Genomic DNA, 24,692 nt, shown 5'->3' on the forward strand with positions numbered 1-24,692 from the left:
AAAACCGGACGACGGGGTTCTCAGACGTGCGTGTGCTTGACCGTATCCGGTCCAACCCCACCGGCCGCCTGGCTCTCAAGATCGGGGTCGGCATCGTCGGCGGCCTGGTCGTCGCCATCGGCATCATCCTGATCCCGTTCCCCGGCCCCGGCTGGGCGATCGTGATCCTCGGGCTCGCCATCCTGGCCGTCGAGTTCCACTGGGCCAGGGGCGTCCTCGAGTTCACCAAACGGCACGTGCAGAGCTGGACCCACTGGATAGCCCGGCAGTCGCTGCCGCTACGAGCCCTGATCGGTGTGGTCGGGATGCTCTTCATCAGCGCGGTGGTGTGGGCGAGCGTCAAGGTCAGCATGGACATCGACCTGGTCCAGGTCAGTCTGGACTGGTTGAGGACGCACTGACCCCCTGGTTCGCAAACCGGTGGTGCGGTCTAGTAGAGTTCCATCTCGTTGAGGGCGATTAGCTCAGCGGGAGAGCGCTCCGTTCACACCGGAGAGGTCACTGGTTCGATCCCAGTATCGCCCACGAGTACTTGAGCTGCGAAAAGGTCCACCGCGATGATCAAATGCGGTGGACCTTTTGTCATGGTTCTGGGAGCAGGCTGGGTTGACCTCTCCTGGATCAGGATTGTGCTGCTCCCTGCTTGACCTCTACCAGGTCGCAATGGAGCTCACCCAAGGGTGGCATCGCTCGTATCGCACCCAAGGTCGAATCGTCCTGTGGCCGACAGGTCGCTCGCGTGTGAACGCTCTCCTCCGCCGCCCGCGCGACTGGCCGGGAGATCGACTGTGATGGCTTTGGTGCGTAGGCTTCCGCGCAGGACTTGATCAGCGGGGGATTGCCTTGAGTGCCTTGCGAAAGGCCGCGATTGCGGTGCTTTCTTCTCTTCTTCTCACTACTACGGTGCCGGCTCCGGCGTCGGCGGGCGAGGTCACCGCTGCGGCCGCGCCGACGATTCCCTACGTCTGGCCCTATCCCGGTTCATATGTGCGGACTGGAGTCGACGTCACCATCGAGGTGCGTGTCGCCGCCGATGTCGACCATGTCGTGGTCTATGACGGTAAGACCGGCGAGAGGCTGACGGAGCTCACCGGTGCGCCGCGTGCGACGTGGCGGTATGTGTGGACGGCGTCCGCCGGCAGCGTGTCGCCCGATCTCGAGCCGGTCAGCACGACCGGTGTGGTCGGCGCACGGGTGAGGACCGGCTACGGCTTCGATGACGTGCCGCCGGTGGTGGATTCGCTGTTCTTCCAGTTCCCCGGCGGTGGTGGCAGCCAGGTGACCGACCGTGTTGGCCCGTCCGGCACCCTGTCGTACGGCATTCAGGAGAACACCTGGGCGACCGTGGACATCTGGTCGATCGACGGGGTGGTCATCCCGGAGATGCAGGAGGGTGACTGGTCCTACCCGCCGCGGGCCGAACCGTATCTTCTGCGGATTCAAGTCATGGACGGGGCCGGTAACTGGGGCGAGCGTACCTTCTCGCTCCGGGTCGATGCGACCGCGCCGACCGTGACGTCCGTGGTGCCGGCGAACGGAACCCGGGTGCGGGGCAGTCTGGTGCACAGCAGCCTGGTGGCCAGCGACGAGTCGGGTATCAACAGGGCTCATCTCGTCGGCGCCTACGAGGATGTCACCGCGCCGTATGCCGCGTCCGTGCCGGCGGGTGCCGACGGGCCTCGTGTGCTGACGTGGCGTGTGTGGGACATGCTCGGCAACATCACCACTGTCGAGCGGACCGTGACGGTGGACAACACCGGGCCGGTGGTGACCTGGGTGGGTCCGGCCAACGGGGCCCTGATCCGCGGCGCCAGGATCTCCTCCGGTGTGACCGCCGCGGATCCGGCCGGAGTTCTGAAGGCGCAGCTGTCCGGTGCGGTGGCGGATACGTCGGCGCCGTACTCGTCGACGATCGCGGCGGGTAAGGACGGTGTGCGGACGTTGACGTGGACGGTCTGGGACCGGCTCGGCAACACCACCGTGCTGCGCCGCTCGGTCACGGTGGACAACACGAAGGCCAAGGTCGCGTTCGTGAAAGCGCCGAAGAACAAGGCCAAGGTCAAGGGAACCGTCAAGGTCACGGCCTCGGCCAGTGACCGCAACGGCGTCACCCGGGTCCAGCTGCTGATCAACGGCAAGGTCGTCGCCACCGATCTCAAGGCGGCCTACCAGTTCTCGATCAACACCAGGAGATACGGCAAGAAGATCAAGATCCAACTGCGGGCGTACGACAAAGCCGGCAACGTGACCACGACGTCAGCCCGCACCTGGTACCGCAACTGACGTAGGCGATCGAGACAACCCGGCCCGCAGCACGCGGGCCGGGCTGTCGTCTCCTGTTGCCCAACTCAGATCACGGTGTTCCTGTGGGTGGGCTGTGTGCAAGATCACGTTCTATGGTGGAACGTTTGTCTGAATCTGATCAGATCGAAGTCTGGCCATCTGTCTATCAGCCCCATAGTGTTCCGATGCCGCTACGTGATGATCGGGGGACGCTGTGTGGCGAAGGATGCTGCCTGCCTGTTTGACGCTGTGTTTAGTGATCGCAGGTCTCGCGGTGCCGACCCTGGCAGGCCCTGTCGTGGCGGCATGCGGTGACGTCGCGGAGACCGAAGCGGCTGCGGTCGCGTTGGCCGCTGAGTGTGGCCAGCCGGTAGCGGTGGATCTCTCCCGAACCGAGTACTCCCAGGTTGTCGTCCAGCCCGACGGCCGTATGACCTTCGAGTCGTCGGTGCAGCCGCAGCGAGTCCGGCGTGGTGCCGGTTGGTCGGACATCAACCTGGCCCTGAGCCGTGGCGCAGACGGGCAACTGCGGCCAGCGGTGTCGCTGGCCGACGTGGTGTTCTCCGGCGGCGGCACGGCTCCGCTGATCACCTTCACTCGTGCCGGCCGGGCGATGACCATGTCGTGGCCGGGCGTTCTGCCCATCCCGAGTATCACGTCGAACGATGCCACCGCCGATTACTACGCCACCTACGCCGAGGTGCTGACCGGGGTTGATCTGGTGGTCCGGGCGACCGAGACCGGCTTCACCCACGTCCTGGTGATCAAGTCCGCCGCGGCGGCGGCGCAGTCGGCGATCCGGGAGATCCGGCTGGACCTGGGTGGTGACGCCGAGGTTCGTTCTTCCGGTGGGGTGCTGGAGGTCGTCGGTAATGGCGCCGTCCTGGCCTCGACCGAGCCGGCAGTCATGTGGGACTCGCGGGCGTCGGTGTCTGCGGCGACCGCCACGACGCGGGCCTCTCGGGCTGTGCAGGCGGCCGTCTCGTCGTCGACGCACGAGAATGCCGGTGATGGTGCTCGGGTGGCCGCGGTGGGAGTCGCGGTGGCTGGTGACGACCTCGTGTTGCGACCGGATGCGACGTTGCTGGCGTCGGCGGCGTTCCCGCTCTATGTCGACCCGGCATGGTCGGTAGCAAAGGCCAAGTGGGCGTACTCGACCGACGACGGATCCAACAACAGCGACACCAGCGTGGCCCGCGTCGGCCGGAATCCGGACGGCGGTGCGCTCTACCGGTCGTTCTTCCAGTTCAACACCGCCAACTCCTGGCTGTCGTTGAAGGGAAAGTACGTTCACGACGCGCGGGTGGACATGAAGCTGGATCACTCGTGGTCCTGCGACAAGACGGAAACGTCGATGCACTGGACCTCGGCGATCAATGCCACGCCGAAGGCTTCGTGGGCGTCGATGGACCTGTTGCGTTACTTGGCCAGCGCCTCGGGCCGGGCCAACGAGGCCGGTGGCTGTGGAAACATCCAGGGCGACATCGACATGATCTTCAAGGGCGACGCCGTTACCGGCTTCATGCGCGAAGCGGCCGCCAATGGATGGAATCACATCACTGTCGGCTTCACCGCCCGGGCGAAGGACGGTTCCGGCGAGTCGACGCAGAACCGCTGGAAGAAGTTCTTCCCCAACAACGCCGTGTTGCGGGTGGACTATGACAGCCGCCCGTTCGCTCCCACCTTCCTGCAGGCCGCAACGGTCAACTGCGGTCCTGGCGTGGTGACGGTCGGAACGGTGGCGCCGACGCTGTCTGCCTGGTTCACCGACTCCGAGGGCGACAACGACTCCCTGACAGGCGCCTTCGAGTGGATCGAGGTTCCTGCCGCGGGGATGGCGGCAGTCACGAACACCTCGCCCGGTCGGCTGGCCGCCCCGGCGAAGAAAACCAACATCACTCCGGTCACGCGGGCAACGACCACCTCGGTGCAGGCGGAGAAGGAGAAGACGTACGCCTTCCGCGCCAAGGCCACCGACAAGGCCCCTTACCTGCAGGACAGTGAATGGTCCGCCTGGTGCCAGTTCAAGGTCGACACGGACGTTCCGTCAGTTGAGGGAACCGTTCTGACCTGGCCCTCCGGGCCGGGCCAGAAGGCCCGGATCCGGATCTCGTCAGACGACGCCGACGTCACCAAGTTCCAGTACGGCTGGGACGAAGCAACCACAGTAGTTTCAGCTTCCACCGATTCGAACGGCATGAAGTACGCCGACGTCGACGTCACTGCCCAGACGTTTGGAACGAACAGACTGAAGCTGAAGGCCATCGACACCGCTATCAACGAGGGCGTCAGCTATGCGGTCTTCTCGGTCGGCGGGAGCCCGGCCGTGCCCGTCGCCCGTTGGGGCCTGGAGGAATACCCCGGCGTCACCCGGCAAGAGGCGCTGACCGACCGGGTTCCGGCCCCCACGGACTCGTCGCTGACCGCGACGAGTCTGGTCTGGGAAAGAAATCTCCGTCTGCAGGACGGTTGGACGGCCACGTTCAACGGAACATCATCGGCCGCCACCGCGGTCGGCCCAGTGGTGAATACCGCCACGTCGTTCAGCGTCGCCGGCTGGGTCCATCTCAAGGAACTGCTGCCGACCACGCACATCACGTTCGCGTCCCAGGACGGCACGGACGCGGCCGGCTTCGAGCTCGGAGTTCGCCAAGCTGGCACGACACCGGCGCCGTACTGGTCGTTCGGTATGAAGGACACCAGCGCACAGTCAAGTGCCACTGTCGCGGCCCTGTCGTCTTCCGCACTTACCGTCGCGGATATCGGCCGGTGGACCCATCTTGCCGGAACCTACGACGCCGTCGAGAAGAAGCTGCGTCTATACGTCAACGGCAAGAAGGTTGCAGAGACGAATCGCACTGCGACTCCGTGGTCGGCTGCCGGCAGGTTCGCTGTCGGTCGTGGCTTCACCGGCGGCACCGCCAGCGGATTCTGGAACGGGTCGATCGCCGACGTGCAGGCCTTCGACCGGGTCCTGGTGCCTGAGGACTTCACCGGAAAACTCGCCTCAGCCCCAGACTCCGGGGGCTTCGACGAACCGGGAATCCTGACGCCTGTCCAAGCCAGTGGATGGAACTTCGAGAGTGCCGTTGCCTGCGAGACCGCCGACCTGCGTGACACCTGCGAGGCCCCCGACAACACAGGTTGGGATCGCCGGCTCGCACTGACCCGCGGCGCGGACGTCCGCAACGGGTCCAACCAGTCACTCAGTGGCAGCGCACTGTGGCTCGATGAGCAGTATTTCCCGGCGGGGGACGGGACAACGCCGCAGGTGACGTCCGAGTACGGTCGTTCGGCAGCGAAGACCGGCTACACCGCCCCGGACAGCAGTGGCAGGCAGTTCAATATCTGGCAGGACAAGCAGGTACTGCGTACCGATCAGTCGTTCACCGTCGCGGTGTGGGTGAAGCTCGATCCCGGGCAGACCGGCAGCCATCACATCGTCTCTCAACGAGGAGTGAACGAGAGCGCCTTCGGGCTGCGATATCACGCAGCCTCCGGTAAATGGGTCTTCGGGCTCGGGTCGCAGGACGTGCCGAACGCGGCAGCGACCACGATGTACAACCTCAAGTCGACCTCAGATGCCGTGGTCGGCCCGTGGACCCACCTCGCGGCCGTCTACGACGCCGCCGCCCAGCAAGCCCGGATCTACGTCAACGGACAGCAGGAGGCCACGCTCGCCGTGCCTGCCGCCCCGTTCAACGCAACCGGGCCACTGCTGGTCGGCCGGACTCTCTACCACGGCGTTTTGACCGACAAATGGCACGGCGGTCTCGACGACCTGAATGTCTTCCAAGGCGCGATGAGCAACGCCGCAGTGGCGGTGATGTATGACCGCCAGCGCGGCGACGCAACCAGCGCCAACGAACTCGGAGTGAACGAGTCGATGCGGGCCGGGGACGCATTGCGGTCCCTCAACGGAGTGTTCCAGCTGCGGATGCAGTCCGACGGCAACCTGGTGCTCTACCGGGACGGCGCGCCGGTCTGGGCCACCAACACCGCCGGTAACGAGGGCGCCTTCCTGGTCATGCAGGGCGACGACAACCTCGTGTTGTACCGCGTCGACAAGACCGCGCTCTGGCACACCAACACCGGCGGCTCCGGCGCGGATCGGCTGGTCCTTTCCGATGACGGCCGACTGGAACTGCAGGACTCCACCTTCCACGTCTACTGGCGGCGGTGACAGGGATGTCGAACCCAGGAGAACAGGCGATGCTCACGACCTTGCGCGGCACATGGCGGCGCCGCGGACACCGACTCTTCGTCGGATCGCTGGTCAACGCCCTGGTGCTATCCGGATTGACCGTACCGGTGTCCGCGGCCGCGCTCGCCGCCCCGTCACCGCAACCAGCGGCACCGGCAGCCGAAAAGCTCGACAACCACGGTGGCCCGGTCAGGGGCAAAGCCTGGGCCCAATCCCAGGTCCGCAGCACCGCCGCGCCCGCACCGGTATGGCCGAAACCGACGACAGCACGCGTCGACCTGGCTTCAGCCGCCGGGACTCGATCTGTGACTGCCGCCCGCCGCGCCAAGGCGGGGGACCTGCCGGTCTGGGTCGCAGACGCCCCCGGCACCACACGGTCCGGATCACGGCTGTCGCGGCTGGATGTACAGGTCGTCGATCGGTCGGGTCTGCCCGTCGCGTGGCGCGAGGCCCTGATGCTGAAGGTGACCGCACCGCAAGGCGCCGCCACGGGCAACACCCGACTCTCAGTGGACTACCGCAGTTTCGGTCAGGCCTACGGCGCTGACTGGGCCTCACGGCTCAAGCTGTGGCAGGTCCCCCGATGTGCACTCACCACCCCGGCAGCAGCCGCGTGCCAGTCGAAGCCCCTGCCTTCGGACGTCGATCACAAGGCCGGCACCGTCTCGGCCACCGTGCCGGTGACCGCAACGGCCACTACCGCGACCGCATCGGTAGCAGCCAGTGGGGCGATGGTGGCGCTGATGGCCGCGCCGTCCGGTGATACCGGCGACTTCACGGCCACCAGCCTGGCGCCGTCATCGACGTGGTCGGCCGGTGGCAACTCCGGCGCGTTCTCCTGGAACTACCCGATGCGGGTGCCACCGGCAACCGGCCCGAACCCCGACGTTGCGTTCTCCTATTCCTCCGCGGCCGTCGATGGACGCTCCGAGGCGACCAACAACCAGCCGTCCTGGGTCGGGGAGGGTTTCGACTACACCCCCGGCTACATCGAGCGCCGCTACGTGCCCTGCTACCAGGACTCGGACCCGGCGACGAACCCGAACAGCACCAAATCCAGCGGTGACCTGTGCTGGCGCTCCGACAACGCCGTCGTCAGCCTCGGCGGCAGCAGCACCGAGCTGGTGTACGACAAGGCCAAGAAGGAATGGCGCAGCCGGGTCGAGGACGGCTCCAAAATCGAGAAGCGGGTCGGCGCCGCCAACGGAGACACCGGCACCGCCGACATCGACGGTGTCGGCGAACACTGGAGGATCGTCACGACCGACGGTACCCAGTACTTCTTCGGCCTGGACGACCTGCCCGGCGAGACGACCGCCACCAACTCGACACAGACAGTCCCGGTGTTCGGCAACCACACCGGCGAGCCCTGCCGCCAAAGCACCTTCATGGCGTCGGACTGCGTGCAGGCCTACCGCTGGAACCTCGACTACGTCGTCGACGTACGCGGCAACACGATGTCGTACTGGTACCGCAAGGAGACCAACAAGTACGCGCAGAACGCCACCGACAACGAGGTGGTCACCTACGACCGTGCCGCCTACCTCGGCCGCATCGACTACGGCACCTACGACCGCACCCAAGCCGAGCACGGCAAGACCGAACGCAACGTCGAACCGTACGCCCAGGTCGTGTTCACCCCGGACATCCGCTGCTTCACCACCAACTGCGGCACCGACACCGCCCCGGTAGCGGAGAACTGGAAAGACACGCCCTGGGACCAGGAGTGCAAGGCCTCGGCGACCACCTGTCCCGCGCAGTACTCACCGACGTTCTGGACCGCCAAACGCCTCAAGACGATCACGACACGCGTCTGGGACACCACCCGGGCAACCCCGGACTGGCAGGCCGTCGACTCCTGGACACTGACCCACACCGACGTAGCCACCGCCGACACCGCGAACCACGGCCTCTGGCTGCAACGCATCGACCACGCCGGCCTCGTCAAAGGTCAGATCAACCTGCCCCCGGTGACCTTCGCCGGAGTCTCGCTACCCAACCGCGTGCTGACCGAGAACACCACGACCTACAACTGGCCCCGCCTCGCCAGCATCGTCACCGAGACCGGAGCCAAGGTCAAAATCGACTACTCGGACGTCGACTGCACCGAAACGATCATCGCCACGTTGGAGGCGCACACCAACACGCGCCGCTGCTACCCGGTCAAGGTGCCCAGCAACGCCGACCCGACCGGCGACGTCATGGTCGAGGAATGGTGGCACAAGTACGTCGTCACCCACATCGCCGAAGACGACATGCAGACCTCCGGCAGCCACTCGGCACCCTCCCGCCACACCCGCTACACCTACGACGGCGATCCAGCCTGGCACTACGCCGACGACGACGGCCTGACCCAGCCCAACCGCCGCACCTGGGACCAATGGCGCGGCTACCAGACCGTCCGCACCACCATCGGCGACGAACCCGACACCCGCACCCTCACCGTCACCAAATTCCTGCGTGGCATGCACGGAGACCGCGCCGCACCCAGCGGCGGCACCCGCCCTCCGGTCATCGTGTCCGCGTCACTGGGCCCCGAAACGGTCCACGACCATGATCAGTTCGCTGGCCTGATCCGTGAACAGACGACCTACAACGGTGTCGACACCAAACCGGTCTCACGGACCGTCAACGTGCCCTGGCGATCGCCGCCGACCGCCACCCGCGATGACATTGAGGCCCGCTATGTCAACACCCAGGTCACCTACACGGCGACAGCCCTGGGAACGGACGGCAGCCGAGGCTGGCGTACGTCCGGTAGCCGCAGCGACTTCGACGACACCTACGGCACGGTCAACTGGACCCAAGGCGACGGCGACATCACCAAGACCGACGACGAAACGTGCGTCACCTACACCTACAACCGCAACACCGCCAAGAACCTGACCGCCGTGGTCAGCCGCTCCCTGACGACCGCGCTGTCCTGCGCAAAGACCGCCACCAACGTCGACGACGTCATCGGCGACAGCCGTAACTACTACGACGGTGCCGACAGCCTGACCACGCCGCCCAGATTCGGATCCCCGACCAAGGCCGAGCAGCTCAAGGACTGGACGCCAAGCACTGGCACCGTCTGGCAGACGACCTCCGAAGCCACCTACGACGAGGCCGGCCGGTCCAAGACCAGCAAAGACATCCGCGGCAACACCACCCGCACCGACTACACGCCGACGGTGGGTGGACCGGTCACCAGATTGACCACGACCAACTCGCTCAGCTGGGTCTCCAGCGTCGAGATGAACCCATATTGGGGATCGATCACCAAATCCACCGACGTCAACGGCCAGATCACCGCCGACGTCGACTACGACGTCCTCGGCCGGGTCGTACGGGCCTGGAACCTCGGATGGACCCGCGCCGCCAGCGCCACCAAACCCTCGGCCCAATACGAATACGCGATCGCCGCGAACCGGGACGCCTACCCCTACATCAAGTCACAAACCCTGAACGCGGCCGGCAACTACGTCACCACCTACCAGATCTCCGACGCGCTGCTGCGCCCCCGTCAGACCCAAACACTTTCGCTGGGTGGCAGCGGCGACCGAGTCGTCACCGACATCCTCTACGACGAATTCGGCCGCGCCGCCACCGCCTACGGCACCCACGCGGAACCCGGCGCACCCTCCGGCGCCCTGTGGTTCGAACCGGAATGGTCCGTGCCGGCGGTCACCAAAACGGTGTTCGACCGCGCCTCCCGGCCCACCACCTCGACCTTCCTCAGCGGCGACAACGTCACCAACCTGGTGCCGAAGTGGAAGACCGTAACCGCCCACGAAGGCGACCTCACCAAGATCACCCCACCCGCAGGTGGCACACCGACCACCACCGTGACCGACATCTACGGCCACACCGTCGCGCTTCGGCAGCACACCACGGCTGCGGGCGTCGCGGGCGCCTACACGGAAACCACCTACACATACGACCGTAAGGGCCAGCAGACCAAGGTCACCGACGCCGACGGCAACCAGTGGACCAGCACATACGACGCCAAGGGCCGGGTGGACGCCACCACCGACCCCGACAAGGGTGCCGTCGACTTCGCCTACAACGACAAGGACGAGCTGGAAAGCACCACCGACGCCCGCAACGAGAAGCTCTGGTACAACTACGACAGCATCGGCCGCAAGAAGGAAGTCCGCGACGACTCCAAAGACGGCCCGCTCCGCGCCGCATGGACCTACGACACCCTCTACGGCAGCCAGAGCAGCAACTTCAAAGGCCAGGTCACCGAGAGCATCCGCTACGAACCCGCAGGCTCGGCCAACGCCTACAAATGGCAGGCCCGCGGCATCAACGCCCGCTACCAACCCACCGGCGTCAACTACGTCATCCCCGAAGCCGAGACCGGCCTGGCCGGCACCTACATCTACGCATTCGGGTACTCCGAATTCACCGGTGCGCCAACGACGATGTCCTATCCGGCCGCCGGCGGCCTGGTCACCGAGGAACTGACCACCGCCTACAACGCCAGTACCGGCATGCCCGCCCGTCTCGACACCAACCTGACCGGCTGGGCCGGCACCATGGCCACCACCACCTACACCGCCTACGGCGAACGCTCCGGATCCGTCTACAAGATGCCGGGCGGCAAATTCGTCCAAGACCTCGTCTACCGTGAGGAAGGCAGCCGACGTCTCACCCGCACCAGCGTCCTGCGGGAGACGGTCGCCGGAACAGTCTCCGACCGCTGGTACTACTACGACGAATCCGGCAACATCCTCTCCACCGAGGAACGACCCGCCGTCGGCACATACGACAAACAATGCTTCCGCACCGACCTCCTCGGCCGCCTGACCACCGCATGGACCCCCAAAGAGGGCGTCAAGTGCGGCACCGACCCCACCCTGGCCAACCTTGGAGGACCAGCCCCCTACTGGCAGGACTGGACCTTCACCACCACTGGCTCCCGCAAGACCGAAACCAGCTACACCGCCGGCGGCAACACCGTTCGCGACTACACCATCCCCACCGGCGGTGCCTCCGCGGTGCGCCCGCACGCGGTCACCAGCATGACCACCAAGATCACCGGCCAGGCGGACGCCACCGCCCAGTACCGCTACGACAACAGCGGCAACACGATCTGTCGCCCCGCCGTCGGCGCCACCACCAACAACTGCGACACCAAGACCAACAGCCAAACCTTGAACTGGAACGCCGAAGGCGAACTCGCCACCGTTACCGCCGGCGCGAGCACCATCGAAGCCAGCGTCTACGACGCCAACGGCGAACGCCTCATCCGCCGCGACACCACCGGTACCACCCTCTACCTGCCTGGCCAGGAGATCCGGCGCGAAGGCACCGTCAACACCGGCACTCGTTACTACGACTTCGCCGGCACCACCTTTGCCTCCCGTACCACATCCTCGGCCATCACCAACCTCACCTGGCTCTTCAACGACCACCAAGGCACCCAACAGATCGCCCTCAACGCCGGCACCCAAGCCGTCAGCCTCCGCCGCCAAACCCCCTACGGCAGCGAACGCGGCACGAACCCGATCTGGGTCAACAAGAAGACCTTCGTCGGCGGTGACCAAGACCCCAACGGCCTCGTCAACATCGGTGCCCGCCGCTACGACCCACTGCTGGGCCGCTTCATCTCCGTCGACCCCCTCATGAACCTAGCGGACCCCCAGCACTGGAACGGCTACTCCTACGCCAACAACGACCCCGTCAACAAGGTCGACCCCGACGGGCTTGAACCCCGCCCCTGGCACGACCCCAACTACAGCAACACCAAAGCTTGCGACGGCGACTTCAAGAACAGCCAAGAATGCAATCCGGCCGGGCCCGAAGTATTCAAGATCGGATTGGGCGGACAGCCGGAAACGCAAAATGCGGACAAAGATCACAATGGATCAATTAGCCGCTCAGAAGCCCCCAAGGGCCTCGACATGGACCAGCTCGTGGCAGAGGAATACCAGCAATACTGCTACCAGTTCGGCCCGAACGGCTGCCGTGGCTTCGAAAAGCTCACGAGTGATGATCTGGAAGAGTTCACCGCCAATGTCACGCCGTATGGAGATGCGCGCGACTGCTGGAACGGGGATGGCTGGAGTTGCGCCGGTCTAGCCGTCAGCATCGTTCCTGGAGCTGGCAAGGGAATTGCATGGCTGGCCAAAGCGGCTCGCCGGGGAAAGAAGGCATCAAAAGCTCCAGACGCTTCAGACGTATCTGATTGTTTCAACAGCTTCAGTGACGATACTCGTGTGCTCATGGCGGATGGCTCCGCCAAAGAGATGCACGACATTGAAGTCGGAGATCATGTTGAGTCGACTGATCCTGAGACTGGCAAAAAAGGCCCGCGCGAAGTCGAAGCAGTCTGGGAGCACAATGATGATCTATACGTGATGTATGTCGACGGAAGTCGCCTGATCACGACTGAGGACCATCCTTTCTGGAACGAGACCGACAAGCAGTGGCAGGAAGCCAGCCGGATAGACCCAGGCGATCTCGTCCGAACCCCCACGGGCACGGCTCGCATCGCGGGCTTTGATCGAAGCGCCAAGCGATACGCCGCTGCGTACAACCTGACGGTCGTTGACATCCACACGTACTATGTGCTCGCCGGCACTACCCCGGTCCTCGTGCACAACTGTCCGACGGACGGCGTCGGCTCTTCTGGTCGAGTGTCATCGCAAGTGGCAGCTCACCTTGAGCGGCTCAAAGGCGTCGCAGGAAGACACAATCTGACTGTCGCCCAAATGGGTGACGGGGTTCTGTGGGCTAACAAGAATGACAATTTTAATCTGATGACACCCAAGCAATTGGATGCAGTCAAGAGCCGTTTCTCGCGAGAGGATGTTCAGGCGGCCTTCGATTATTACAATGAAGTGCGGACAGTATCGCCAAATAATCCGAGTGCCCATCCGAGAGCGGAGCTGATGAGCTTCTACCTCGAAAACTGGGGAGGCTGAGGCGGGTTGAAGTTTATGATCTTGGCAAGTAATGATAGTTCAGTTATCGTCACCTTCGAGCCCTCTGGTGCCGAATATACAATCGCGTCAGGTGACCATATGATCGTCGAGTGGCCGGATGTCGATGGCTCCGTGTTGGGTGCGATTAGGCATTCACCCACTGAGCTTACAATCAGTGAGCCGAGCGGTAGGATGTCGCGGATTTGGAACTCTAGCGGAGATGAAATCTCAATTTTAGGATAGTCAGGCGGCTTTAGGTCCTTGCTTGGAACCTGCTGTGTGACTGTCGCCGCTAGCGCACTCTGACGTCTTTGGGCGTCGGAGTGTGTCTCGGGTGCGGTCACGGCTTATGTCAATCTGATCATTAAGATCAGATTGACATCGATTTTAGGGGCTGGGCGCGTGTATACGCTCTGGTCGACTTCGGGTGTGCGCGCGGGGCCGTAGGCCTTTAGCGCGTGTGCGCGGCCCGGCTTCGGCCGGGCCGCTTCTCTTGATTGTGTAGAGCAAATTTGAACCAAGCCTGCTCCCTCTCCGGGGCCCTGCCCTGTTCCATGGCCCCGGTGTCCGCCTCGTGGCTGTCGTCGCCTGTCCTCTGCGTGTGTTCGGTTCTGGGTCGATGTGTTTAGCGGTAGGGTTGCGCGGTGGCGGGTGGGCACCGTAAGGGGCCTGCCCGGTGATGTCCGGCGGCTGAGGGGCCGTAGTGGTGGTCTCCGACGTCAAGGGACGCCCGTAGAGCGGTCGCAGGGCGACGTGTAGCGCCCTTGAGGCCGGAGGGGCGGCCCCCTCGTATGCTCGCGCCGCCCATAGGTCGTCGTTCGCGGCCTGGCCGGCTTTCGAGAAGAGGGTCGTCGGGGGCGTCCAACGGGGACCCGACGGGTCCGTTCGGCGTGCGTGGGCGTGCGCTGGTGTCTGTCCGCGTTGCCGTCAACCAGGTCCCCAGCCGAGGGTCGACGCCGTTGCGGTCGATGAAAGTCCAGGTCAACGGCGTGCGGCCGGGGGTAACTCTCCGTGCTGGCCGTGAACATGCCACACGTACTATGTGCTCGCCGGCAATACTCCGGTGCTGGTCCACAACACCCCATGCGTCATCGCTGGGCCGAACTTGGGATCCCTTCGGGTATCGGCTGCCAATCCGTCAGCCTCCGAAGTGGCGGCTGCGCAGCACATGGCTGCCCGGGGCAGTAATGTTGTTCTTTGGGATCCGGTTGGTTCTAGGGGGACTGCAACCAGTGACCTTCTCGTGGACGGTGTGCAGTGGGACGTTTACGCGCCCACCACAGGAAATGTGAGCAGAATTGTGAGCGCCGTTGCATCGAAGGGTAGCCAGGTCCAAGGCGGCGGCGTGATCATTGATCATTCGCGGACGAGTGTTAACGCAGATCAGCTCGCCAATATCCAGGCTAGGATTGCGGGAACGGGTGCGCGAGTGGGTCAGATTCAGGTGATGCCATGATGGCGAAATTTCGATGCATATGCGGCACGATAATCCAAACAAGTGGGCCTATACCTAATGAGCTAGAATGGAAGATTCTTTCGGACGTTGAATTTGATAGATTTGAAGGCCTGGTGGACGCTGAGGAGGTCTACATGGGGTCCAAGTCGGTATTCAAATGTCCCACCTGTGGTCGCCTTTGGATCTTCTGGGGCGGCATGGATGAGTCACCGCAGTGCTATAAGCCCGAAAGTCTGACGGAATTGTAAGTGCCGGATGCCTAGTTGTTCTGACCACGGACGTTGGTAACGCGGCGGAAGTCCTGAAATAGGTGAGGACCTCCGGGTGAGGTGGAGCTTGTCGAGAGTTCCGTTTCACCCGGGAGGTCCTCTATGCCCCACGCTAACGCCTCGCTGACCGAACGCGGCCGATTGCGGCTGGCATGGTGCGTCGTCGATGACGAGTGGCCGCTACGCCGTGCCGCGGGCCGGTTCCAGGTCAGCCCCACCACGGCGAAACGCTGGGCCGACCCGGTACCGCACCGACGGTCCCGCGGGCATGGCCGACCGATCCAGCCGGCCCCGCACCAGTCCGAACCGCACGCCTCGCCCCATCGAGCGGCAGGTGCTGCACCTACGCCGCAGCAAACGTCTCGGACCGGTCCGGATCGGCTGGCGACTCGGCATGGCCGCGTAGACCTGCCACGCGATCCTGCGCCGGGCCGGCGCCGCCCGCCTGTCCCACCTGGACTGGGCCACCGCCGAACCGATCCGCCGCTACGAACACGACCAGCCCGGCGACCTGATCCACATCGACATCAAGAAACTCGGCAACATCCCCGACGGCGGCGGCTGGCGCACTCAAGGCCGAGTCAAAGGCAAACGCCACCGTGCCGCCACCCCCGGACACGCCAAGGACAAATTCGGCGCAGCCCGCCTCGGCTACGTCTACCTGCACACCGCCCTCGACGACCACTCCCGACTGGCCTACACCGAAATCCTGTCCGACGAAACCAAGGAAAGCGCCGCCGCTTTCTGGCGACGAGCCCACGCCTGGTTCACCAGCCACAACATCACCGTCGCCCGAGTCCTGACCGACAACGGCTCCTGCTACGCCTCCCGACTCTGGCATCAGACCTGCACCGAGCTCGGCGTCCGGGTGAAGAAGACCCGCCCCTACCGGCCACAAACCAACGGCAAAGTCGAACGCTTCCACCGTACCCTGACCGAGGAATGGGCCTACACCAATCCCTACACCAGCGAAAACGCCCGACGCAAAGCCCTACCCAGATTCCTGCACACCTACAATCACCACCGCCACCACACCGCCATCGGCGGACCACCCGCCAGCCGCGTTCCCAACCTCTCTGGGCAGAACACCTAGTGACCTTGAAGGTGGGTGAGGGCCGGCCGTGGCCCCGCGAATCCCGGAGGGGTCCTCGCGGGAGCGGCGGAGAAGGACCACAGCGGAGAGGGGAACTGAAGAATTTGATCTCAGGGAAGCAGTCGATGCCCGGCCGTAGTGGGCCGGGCATCGGGCATGGCGGGTCGGTCAGTCGAGCGGCTCGGAGCCCTTCACCACGAAGGTCCAGTGGTCGGGCTCGAAGTCGGGGGTGACGTCGAACGACGCGACGTCACCGACGCCCTGGTAGAGGTATTCGGCGTGCTTGCTGCCGATGTAGTAGCCGTCGGCGGCCGGTGCGATCGCGAACAGCTGTTCGGCCTTCTCGATGTTGCACGGCTTTAGCCGGAGACTGCCGAACGGGTCGAGGGCCTGTTCCAGGCACAGATTCTTGGGGCCGGCCAGGCTGAACTGATAGTCGTTGGTCTTGTCGTCGGCGTGGATCAGGTGGAACTGGAGCGCCGTGCCGTTCTTCGAGGCGCTCAGGTAGCCCTTGCCCAGGTCGGTGATCGAGGCGCCGGAGCCCACGGCCGTGATCGTGACGAGGGACTGCGCCTCCGGCAGCTTCGGCTTCTTGCCGGCCGGCTTGCTCCGCGGGGTGCTCTTGACGACCGGCTCCACGCGCTTGGCGGCGGCGACCGGGGCCGGCGAGGTCGCGGCGGCCGTGGCGGCCGGGGCGGCGGTGGTGCCGGCGGAGGCGGACGGCGCGGTGGCGGTGGTGGTCGTCGTTCCGGACGAGCACGCCTGCGCGGTGGCGGAGACGAGCACGAGGGCGGTGAGGGCACTGATTCGGGAGATTTTGGTGTTCATCGAACTTCCTGTCTCTGAAAGGGGCGCGACTGTGCCACGGACGTCGGTGACGCCCGTCAGGTGACTCGGGAGTGGAGCTAGTCCACCGGGGCGGCGGTGGCCGGACCGGCCAGGGCCACGACCGCGACCGCGGTGCTGTCCTGCACCAGCAGGACGCGGGTGGTGTGCTGCTCGGTGCCGGCATCGGCCTCGGCGGCCCAGACCTTCAAAGCGGACTGCGACGCGTCGGGCAGGGCGATCTGCTTGTCCCTGGTGTTCACGACGACGGTGCCCTTCGGACCGTCCAGCGACGCGCACATCGCCGTGTTGTTCGCCTCGACGTACCACGCGTCGGTGCCGCACGGCAGGCCGAAACCGCCGAACCAGCCGTCGGTCTGGCCGCGCTCTGCCGGCTTGCTCAGCTCGTCACTGATGAGATAGACGTCGACGGTCGAGGCGCCTTGCGGCAGTTGGGCGGGCCCGACCGGCCAGCCGATCCAGGCCACGAACGCGGCGACGAGCACGGCGACCGAGACCGGCGCCCAGATCACGAGGGGGTTGACGCGGGTTCTGGTGGTCATGACACATTCCTCTTCCGGCGGGACGCGGGGCGGGTTTCTCCAGGTCCGAGGGCGTTTTCATCGGACCTCGTTCCTGGGAATGACACTACGGACGCCCCGCCGGACAGCCATCCGACCACGGTGCTCATCGCATGTGGTACCGCGGTACCACACGGTTCAGACGAGCCCGTTCGTGTGCGCCCAGATCACCGCGTGCACCCGGTCGCGGGCCCCGAGTTTGGCCAGCACCCGGCCGACGTGGGTCTTCACCGTCGACTCGGACAGGAACAACTCCCCGGCGATCTCCGGGTTGGACAGTCCGCGGCCGATCGCGACCAGCACCTCGCGCTCCCGGGCGGTCAGCTCCTCGAGCAGGCTCGTGCCCGCCGGGTCGGGGGCCGGACCGCCCTGGTAGTGGTCGAGCAGGGCGCGGGTGATCCGGGGTGAGACCACCGCCGCGCCGGCCGCGACGGTGCGGACCGCGTCGATCAGGTCGGCCGAGGGCGCGTCCTTGAGCAGGAAGCCGCTGGCTCCGGCGCGCAGGCCGGTGAACGCGTACTCGTCCAGGTCGAAGGTGGTCAGGATGAGGACCCGGGTGCCGGGACAGTTGGCGACGATGTCCCGCGTCGCCTCGATCCCGTCCATGATCGGCATCCGGACGTCCATCAGCACCACGTCGGGGCGACGGTCCCGGGCCAGCAGGGCTCCGGCCCGGCCGTCGCCGGCCTCACCGACGATACGCAGGCCGGGTGTCGCGCCGAGGACCATGGCCATGCCCTCGCGCAGCAATTCCTGGTCGTCCACGAGCAGCAGGGTTATCTCAGACATCGGCGCCTTCCGCGGGATGGGGCAGGTTTACTCGTACGGTCCACCCGACCACCTGACGGCCGGCTTCTACGGTGCCGCCGTACATGGCGACTCGTTCGCGCATCGCGTTCAGGCCCTGCTCGCTGCCGACCGACGGGGCCGGCGTGGTGCCCCGGCCGTCGTCGGCGACCACGATCCGGATCGGGTCGTCGCCGTAGTCCAGGTCGACCAGGACGTCGGTGGGCCTGTCGGCGTAGCGCAGCGCGTTGGTCAGCGACTCCTGCACGACCCGGAACACCACCCGCTGCAGACCCGGTGAGGACGGATCCGGCCCGTGGCGGCGCAGGGTCACCGGCAGGCCGGCGATCCGGAACGTCTCGATCAGGCTCTCCAGGTCACCAGGAGTGTCCGGGCTGTCGTCGCGCAGCACACCGAGCAGCCGGCGCATGTCGGTCATCGCCTCCCGCCCCAGGGCGGCGACCCGCTGCACGGCCTTGCGGGATCGCTCCGGGTCGGTGTCGGCGACCGCGGTCGCGCCGTCGGCCAGGCGGACCATGATGGTCAGGTTGTGGGCGACGATGTCGTGCATGTCGTGGGCGATCCGCACGCGCTCGCGGGCTGCGGCCAGCTTGCCCTCCTGCTCCTTCTCACGGGCCAGCCGGGCGGCCCGGTCCTCCAGTGACCGCACGTGCCGGCGGCGGGTGGCGACGGTCGCGCCGACCAGCACCGGAATGATCACCGCGAGCCCGTAGAGGCCGATGAAGGGACCGAGTCCGTAGTGGCCCTCGTGCTGGAAGGTGACCACCCCGAGCACGGCCACCGAGAAGACCGCGCCGATCGTCGCGGCCTGCAACGAACGGTGCACCACCAGCGAATACATCACCACGGCGAACGCGATCAGCTGGGTGTCGCCGGACAGGGCGTCGCCGGTCACGGTCACCGCCAGCACCGTCCACGGCCACGACCGCCGCCAGATCAGCGCCAGCGAGATCACCGTGTTGACGGCCACCGCCCACCAGTCGGCGCGGGTCATGTCGCCGGTCAGCATGTCGAAGTCGAGGCCGGCCGCGAGACTGACCACGACGACGATGACGGTGGCCAGGCGGGGATGGTTGGCCCAGAAGACCCGGATCCCGGTGTCGGGCTCCACGGGTCAGAGGTTCCAGAAAGCCGTCGACGGGTCGGCCCCGAGCATCATGCTCACCACCATCAGCACCAATCTGACCAGCAGGACGGCGCTGAGGGCGAGGCTGACAGCGGACGCCGTGTGCTTGACGGCGAGCGTGACGGCGAACGCGAACAGCGCCACGAGCACGCAGTATCCGATATCGACGGCCGACCGGCCCACGACTGTGCCGTAGTGCACATCGGCCGGTGTCACGACAACGTATGCCAGCATCAGGCACACGGCCCCGAGCACCGCTGCGACCACGGTCACCACCAGGGCCTTCGCGGCCATCACGGCGGTCCGGCGGGGTGTGGCCAGAAAGGTCGTCCGGATGGTTCCGCTGGCGTACTCCGAACCGGGCACGACAGCCGCCAGCACGATGATCACCGTCTGGAAGACGCCAGCGGCAAGGAGTCCGGACAGTGCCGCGGCGGCGGGGGTGAGGACCAGAGCGGTTCCCGCGCAGATCCAGAACGATTTCAGGGTACGGAGTTTCAGCCACTCGGCGGCGACGAGGCGGATCATCGGCCGCGGGCCAGAGCCAGGTAGACGTCATCGAGGGAGGCGTGCACCGGGGTGTTCTCGATCAGCAGGATCCCGGCACGGACGGCCAGCCCGGCGATCTCGGCCGAGGTCAGCCCGGTGATCTCCAGGCGACCGTCCGGGCGCAGAGCGACGGCCGCACCGTGCCCGCGCAGCAGCTTCTCCAGGTCGTCCGGGCGGTCCGGGCGGACCCGCACCGCCGGGACCGTGTTCCGCGAGATCACCTCGGCCGCCGGAGCGTCGGCGAGCACCCGGCCCCGACCGAGAATGACCAGCCGGTCGATGTCGCGGGCCAGTTCCCCGGTCAGGCGGCCGGTGACCAGGACGGCCCGGCCCTCGCGGGCGAGCGTGCGGAGCAGGACGCGAAGCCAGGCGACACCGTCCGGGTCCAGTCCGGCCACCGGATCGTCGAGCAGCAGGGCCGGCGGGTCACCCAGCAGCGCGCCGGCCAGGCCGAGCCGCCGCCGCAGGCCGGGGGAATAGGCGCCGGCCCGCAGCCGAGCGACGCCGGCCAGCCCGGTCATCTCCAGGACCTCGTCGGTGCGGCGGTCCGGGATGCCGTGGGTCCGGGCGAGGATCCGCAGGTGGTCGCGGCCGGTGCGGCCGGGATGAGCCGGCGGCGGCGCGAGCAGGACGCCGACCTCCCGCAGCGGGTACGCCAGATCACGGTAGGACCGGCCGTCGAACAGGCACCGGCCGGACGTGGCCCGGTCCAGCCCGACCATCAGGCGCAGCGTCGTGGACTTGCCGGCGCCGGCCGGGCCGACGATCCCGTGCAGGACACCGGGTTCCAGACGGAACGACACGTTCCGCACTGCCGAGACGCTGCCGTACCTCCTGCTCAGGTCGTGAACTTCGATCACCAGGCCGACGTTACGCACGGCCAGGCGGCCCGCCATCCGACCACGGTGCTCATCCGGCGTGGTACCGCGGTACCACGCGAGGCCGGCGGCGAAGAACCGTCAGAACGTGTCGGTCGCGATGATCCAAATCCGTGCTGGTCAGGCGGCGTGCTGGTATTCGTGGAGGAATCCGCCGAGCCGGTCGTGTCGATGGACATGTAGGCCCGCACGCGGACGCGCCGGAGACCCCCGTGGTGCGAGGCCTCCGGCGAGGCGGTTCCGTGCGCCAAGGGTCAGGTTGCCGTTGGCGCGGCCGCTTGTTCCGGCGGCGCCGCATTCTCCGCGGCTTTATCCCGCTGGCGTTTCGTTCAAATCGAGACCGCGCAGGATGTCATCGCGGTTCGCGTCTGCGCGCAGCGCGGTCAAGGACTTCAAGCGGCCCAGCAGAGTCGTGGAAGAGGCGGGGCATTTCAAGTCTTGAATCGCTGACAAGGTCTTTTCGAAACGTTGGATGCGGCTTTCGAGGTCCGTTCCGCTCGGAAGGGTCGGATTCTTGAGCGCTACCTGCGCGTTCACCTGGGCTTGAGTGGGTGGGCAGCGACCGGGGACGTTTACCCCGGTGGGGCCCACGCGGTCGGCCGTCGCGTTCGGATCGCCCGGGCTGAAACCCAGCGCCGGCACCAAAGCGTCAATGCTGCCGGAGCCGGCTCCGGCGTTCCCCGTCGCTCCACCCGCGGCTGCGTCACCGGATCCTGTGGCGGCGGCCTTGTCCGCTGGCGTTTCGTTCAAACCGAGACCGCGCAGGATGTCATCGCGGTTCGCGTTTCCGCGCAGCGCGGTCAAGGACTTCAAGCGGCCCAGCAGAGTCGTGGAAGAGGCGGGGCATTTCAAGTCTTGAATCGCTGACAAGGTCTTTTCGAAACGTTGGATGCGGCTTTCGAGGTCCGTTCCGCTCGGAAGGGTCGGATTCTTGAGCGCTACCTGCGCGTTCACCTGGGCTTGAGTGGGTGGGCAGCGACCGGGGACGTTCACCCCGGTGGGGCCTACGCGGTCGGCCGTCGCGTTCGGATCGCCCGGGCTGAAGCCCAGCGCCGGCACCAAAGCGCCGATGTTACCGGCGTTGCCCTGTTCGGCGGCCTGGCCCAACCCTGTGCCGACCGCGAGAGCCGAGCCGAGCAGGACTGCGGCGGCACCTCCAATCACCAGCTTGCGCGTCCGGCTGCTGACTCCGCGTCGATAGCTGCTGACTCCGCCTCGATACATGCACGGCTCCCCTTCGTCCCGGTAATGCTTGTGCCGAGATGTACGAGCAACGATGTGGCAGCAGTTCACGACGCCGATCAAGCGTTCCTTAAAGTTTCTTTAACGAGACTCGCGGGCGCGCAGCCGCCAGCACCGTCGCGCCCACGTCCGCGGGGGCGGGTGCCGGCGCAACACGGTCTCGGGACGCACCGGCACCGGAGCTGGTTCAGCGCGGCTCGCGGTAGCCGGTGCGGCAGAGCCGTCAGCACACGTCGTCAGGGTGTGGCGGCGGTGTTGACGGCTGCGGCCAGGTAGGGGCCGAGTGTGCGGCTGAAGGTGCCGGTGATGTGGCCGACGGTGTCGCGGTAGGTGATGACGTTGCCGATGACCGCGGGGCAGGTGGTGGTGTCGCAGAAGTGTTGGCGCAGGTCGATGAGGGTGGCGCCGCGGACCATGGTGGTGGCTTTGATGAGGGCATCGGTTTCGGCGTAGGCGCGGTCGACGGGTGTGCCGCAGTCGTGGTCGAGGACGGAGAAGTTGACGCGGCGTACGCATTGGATGGCGGTGTCGGTGACTCCGGGGTTGTCGGCGACGACGATGATTCTTGTGCCGCGGGCGGCGACGGGTTTCCAGGCTTCGGCGTACATCTGGGAGACCCAGTTCTTGTCCTTGGCGGTTTTGTGGCGGGCCGCGGTGACGATGATCAGGTCGTATCGGCGGCCGGTCTGGAGCCGTTTCTGGATGCTCTTCATGGTGGCGTCGCAGCTGCTGCCGGTGCCGGTGCGGATCCATTGGCAGCCCCAGCCGACGTAGCTGTCGAGGGTCCAGTCGTATTTGGCGAGCTGCGTTTTGAGGCCCGGCAGGAGCATGGCGGCGTGACTGTCGCCGAGGAGTGCGACGCGGATGCGGCCTTTGCCGTAGGTGCAGGCGCGCATGGGCTCGCCTTCGGCGATCCAGCAGTCGAAGGCGCCGGCGACATCTTTGGTGAGGTCGGCGACGGCGGGAACGATGAAGTCGCCCTGGACGTGCGGGCAGCCGAGGGCGATGTCCCGGGCGGCGGCGCCGAGGCAGCGGTCGGCGCCTGCCGGTGGCCGGGCTTCGGCGGGGGTGGCGTTGCTGACCGGGACGACGGCGCCGGCGGTGACGGCCAGGAGCAGGGCCGCGGCGACGAGAGCGGGGCGCAGGCCGATGGTGATCAGGCCGCGTGGTGTCCAGACGGCTTTGCGGAGAGGGTCCTCGACGCCGTGGTAGCCGATGACGGACAGGACGGTGATGAGGGCCGCGGCGGTCAGGTAGTAGGTGACGGTGTCGCTGGGCATGAGGGCCGCGAGCAGGACGATGACGGGGAAGTGCCAGAGGTAGAGGGAGTAGGAGATGTCGCCGATGTAGCGGCTGACGGGGTTGGTGAGCGGCCAGAGGTACGGCTGGTCACCTCCGGTGCCGGCGGCGATGACCAGGGCGGTGGCCAGGACCGGTAGGGCGGCCCAGGGTGCGGGGAAGCCGGGGGTGGCGGGGACGGTGAACAGGGCGATGACGATGCCGATGATGCCGGTCCAGGCCAGCAGGGTGCGGGCGGCCAGGGAGCGGATGGCGATGGTGGTGCCGAGGACGGCCAGCAGGGCACCGACGCCGAGTTCCCAGGCCCGGGAGAAGGTGGAGAAGTAGGCGACGGTGGGGTTGTCGCTGGTCTCGGCGAGGGCCCAGGTGAAGCTGGCGGCGGTGATGAGGGTGATGGTGATGCCGACGGCGATGCGGCGGGCGCGCGGTCCCCAGGCGAGGTAGCGGATGCCGGCCCACAGCAGGGCGAGCATGAGCCAGGGCCAGACGACGTAGTACTGCTCTTCGACGGCCAGTGACCAGAAGTGCTGGACTGCGGAGGGCGGGAGGCCTTCCTGGAAGTAGTCGGTGCCTTCGCTGGCGAAGCGCCAGTTGGCGACGAAGAGCAGGGCGGCGCGGGTGTCGCCGGTGAGTTGGCTGAAGCGGGCGGCGTCGAGCAGGAAGTGTGCGGCGGTGATGGTGGCGGCGAGCACGAGCAGGGACGCGGGAATGATGCGTTTGATCCGGCGGGTGTAGAAGGTGCGGAACGAGATCGTGCCGGTGCGGTCGTGTTCGCGGAGCAGGAGTGCGGTGATCAGGTAACCGGAGATGACGAAGAAGACGTCGACGCCGACGAAGCCTCCGGTGGGCCAGCGCAGGAGATGGTCGGCGATGACGGCCAGGACGGCCAGGGCGCGCAGGCCTTGGATGTCGGGGCGGGGAACGGTCTTCGTGGATGGTGGGCCTGGTGCGGTGGCCGGTAGTGGGATGCGCTGGGTTTCGGCGTCGGCGATGGACATGCGGTGTGGTTGTCTCCCCCGTGCTGGTCGGTCCGGACATCGATGGACCGGTGAGGAGTGTGCCGCATAGGTCATGGGTGGCGGAAGTGTGGCCGTACCGGAGCGGGGCAGACTGAGCAGGATCTTCGATCTAACCTGTCCCAGGATGATGATCACGTTGATTCATCA

14 protein-coding genes, 1 tRNA gene and 1 pseudogene are annotated in these 24,692 nt (G+C 66.3%); 8 read left to right on the top strand and 8 right to left on the bottom strand.

What is annotated here, in order from left to right:
- Nucleotides 1-26 precede the first annotated feature (26 nt).
- From ACFO0C_RS06730 to ACFO0C_RS06760, 7 genes and pseudogenes are all read left to right on the top strand, one after another.
- Nucleotides 27-401, top strand: coding sequence for a TIGR02611 family protein (locus ACFO0C_RS06730; protein ID WP_378065665.1), 375 nt, complete (start codon nt 27-29; stop codon nt 399-401).
- A 52-nt stretch (nt 402-453) separates the two neighbouring features.
- Nucleotides 454-525: transfer RNA gene (locus ACFO0C_RS06735), tRNA-Val, on the top strand.
- A 378-nt stretch (nt 526-903) separates the two neighbouring features.
- Nucleotides 904-2,283 carry an Ig-like domain-containing protein gene (locus ACFO0C_RS06740; protein ID WP_378065666.1) on the top strand — a complete coding sequence of 460 codons (1,380 nt, stop codon included), beginning with the start codon at nt 904-906 and terminating at the stop codon, nt 2,281-2,283.
- A gap of 256 nt (nt 2,284-2,539) precedes the next feature.
- Nucleotides 2,540-6,466 (top strand): LamG-like jellyroll fold domain-containing protein, encoded by a 3,927-nt coding sequence (locus tag ACFO0C_RS06745; RefSeq protein WP_378065667.1) that lies wholly within the window; start codon nt 2,540-2,542, stop codon nt 6,464-6,466.
- 29 nt (nt 6,467-6,495) lie between these two features.
- On the top strand, nt 6,496-13,401 hold the full coding sequence (locus ACFO0C_RS06750; protein WP_378065668.1) for an RHS repeat-associated core domain-containing protein: 6,906 nt from the start codon (nt 6,496-6,498) through the stop codon (nt 13,399-13,401).
- A 1,168-nt stretch (nt 13,402-14,569) separates the two neighbouring features.
- Entirely contained in the window at nt 14,570-14,857 is a 288-nt protein-coding gene (locus ACFO0C_RS06755; protein ID WP_378066073.1) for a CdiA C-terminal domain-containing protein, read from the top strand.
- Between the two features lie 371 nt (nt 14,858-15,228).
- A pseudogene (locus ACFO0C_RS06760) lies at nt 15,229-16,219 on the top strand (IS481 family transposase).
- A gap of 168 nt (nt 16,220-16,387) precedes the next feature.
- On the opposite strand, the gene ACFO0C_RS06765 reads toward ACFO0C_RS06760, so the two are convergent.
- The 6 genes from ACFO0C_RS06765 to ACFO0C_RS06790 all read right to left on the bottom strand — a co-directional run bounded on the left by ACFO0C_RS06765 (nt 16,388) and on the right by ACFO0C_RS06790 (nt 20,967).
- Nucleotides 16,388-17,047, bottom strand: a complete 660-nt coding sequence (locus ACFO0C_RS06765; RefSeq protein ID WP_378065669.1) for a hypothetical protein — start codon at nt 17,045-17,047, stop codon at nt 16,388-16,390.
- Between the two features lie 77 nt (nt 17,048-17,124).
- On the bottom strand, nt 17,125-17,607 hold the full coding sequence (locus tag ACFO0C_RS06770) for a hypothetical protein (protein ID WP_378065670.1): 483 nt from the start codon (nt 17,605-17,607) through the stop codon (nt 17,125-17,127).
- Nucleotides 17,608-17,763: 156 nt separating this feature from the next.
- Nucleotides 17,764-18,414 carry a response regulator gene (locus ACFO0C_RS06775; RefSeq protein ID WP_378065671.1) on the bottom strand — a complete coding sequence of 217 codons (651 nt, stop codon included), beginning with the start codon at nt 18,412-18,414 and terminating at the stop codon, nt 17,764-17,766.
- Complete coding sequence (locus tag ACFO0C_RS06780) at nt 18,407-19,543, bottom strand: sensor histidine kinase (protein ID WP_378065672.1); 1,137 nt, start codon at nt 19,541-19,543, stop codon at nt 18,407-18,409. The genes ACFO0C_RS06775 and ACFO0C_RS06780 overlap by 8 nt, the downstream gene beginning before the upstream one ends.
- A 3-nt stretch (nt 19,544-19,546) precedes the next feature.
- Nucleotides 19,547-20,086, bottom strand: a complete 540-nt coding sequence (locus ACFO0C_RS06785; RefSeq protein WP_378065673.1) for a hypothetical protein — start codon at nt 20,084-20,086, stop codon at nt 19,547-19,549.
- Nucleotides 20,083-20,967, bottom strand: coding sequence for an ATP-binding cassette domain-containing protein (locus ACFO0C_RS06790; RefSeq protein WP_378065674.1), 885 nt, complete (start codon nt 20,965-20,967; stop codon nt 20,083-20,085). The genes ACFO0C_RS06785 and ACFO0C_RS06790 overlap by 4 nt, the downstream gene beginning before the upstream one ends.
- Between ACFO0C_RS06790 and ACFO0C_RS06795 the strand changes: the two genes are divergently transcribed.
- Nucleotides 20,953-21,168 (top strand): hypothetical protein, encoded by a 216-nt coding sequence (locus tag ACFO0C_RS06795; RefSeq protein ID WP_378065675.1) that lies wholly within the window; start codon nt 20,953-20,955, stop codon nt 21,166-21,168. The two genes, ACFO0C_RS06790 and ACFO0C_RS06795, sit on opposite strands and share 15 nt — an antisense overlap.
- Nucleotides 21,169-21,294: 126 nt before the next feature.
- Here the strand turns inward: ACFO0C_RS06795 and ACFO0C_RS06800 are convergent, their stop codons facing one another.
- Together ACFO0C_RS06800 and ACFO0C_RS06805 are read right to left on the bottom strand one after the other, a co-directional pair.
- A complete protein-coding gene (locus ACFO0C_RS06800; protein ID WP_378065676.1) occupies nt 21,295-22,209 on the bottom strand; it encodes a hypothetical protein in 915 nt (304 codons plus the stop codon).
- 254 nt (nt 22,210-22,463) lie between these two features.
- Nucleotides 22,464-24,524: an acyltransferase family protein gene (locus ACFO0C_RS06805; RefSeq protein ID WP_378065677.1), complete on the bottom strand. Its 2,061-nt coding sequence runs from the start codon at nt 24,522-24,524 to the stop codon at nt 22,464-22,466.
- Nucleotides 24,525-24,692 lie beyond the last annotated feature (168 nt).

Origin of the sequence: Actinoplanes subglobosus, from assembly GCF_042650585.1 — a bacterium.
In the GTDB taxonomy this organism is placed as follows: domain Bacteria; phylum Actinomycetota; class Actinomycetes; order Mycobacteriales; family Micromonosporaceae; genus Actinoplanes; species Actinoplanes subglobosus.

Bases quoted from the DNA above. Each gene is read 5' to 3' on its own strand.
- ACFO0C_RS06750 (WP_378065668.1), top strand. From the start codon at position 6,496: ATGCTCACGACCTTGCGCGGCACATGGCGGCGCCGCGGACACCGACTC.
- ACFO0C_RS06755 (WP_378066073.1), top strand. From the start codon at position 14,570: ATGGCTGCCCGGGGCAGTAATGTTGTTCTTTGGGATCCGGTTGGTTCT.
- ACFO0C_RS06765 (WP_378065669.1), bottom strand. From the start codon at position 17,047: ATGAACACCAAAATCTCCCGAATCAGTGCCCTCACCGCCCTCGTGCTC.
- ACFO0C_RS06770 (WP_378065670.1), bottom strand. From the start codon at position 17,607: ATGACCACCAGAACCCGCGTCAACCCCCTCGTGATCTGGGCGCCGGTC.
- ACFO0C_RS06775 (WP_378065671.1), bottom strand. From the start codon at position 18,414: ATGTCTGAGATAACCCTGCTGCTCGTGGACGACCAGGAATTGCTGCGC.
- ACFO0C_RS06785 (WP_378065673.1), bottom strand. From the start codon at position 20,086: ATGATCCGCCTCGTCGCCGCCGAGTGGCTGAAACTCCGTACCCTGAAA.
- ACFO0C_RS06800 (WP_378065676.1), bottom strand. From the start codon at position 22,209: ATGTATCGAGGCGGAGTCAGCAGCTATCGACGCGGAGTCAGCAGCCGG.
- ACFO0C_RS06805 (WP_378065677.1), bottom strand. From the start codon at position 24,524: ATGTCCATCGCCGACGCCGAAACCCAGCGCATCCCACTACCGGCCACC.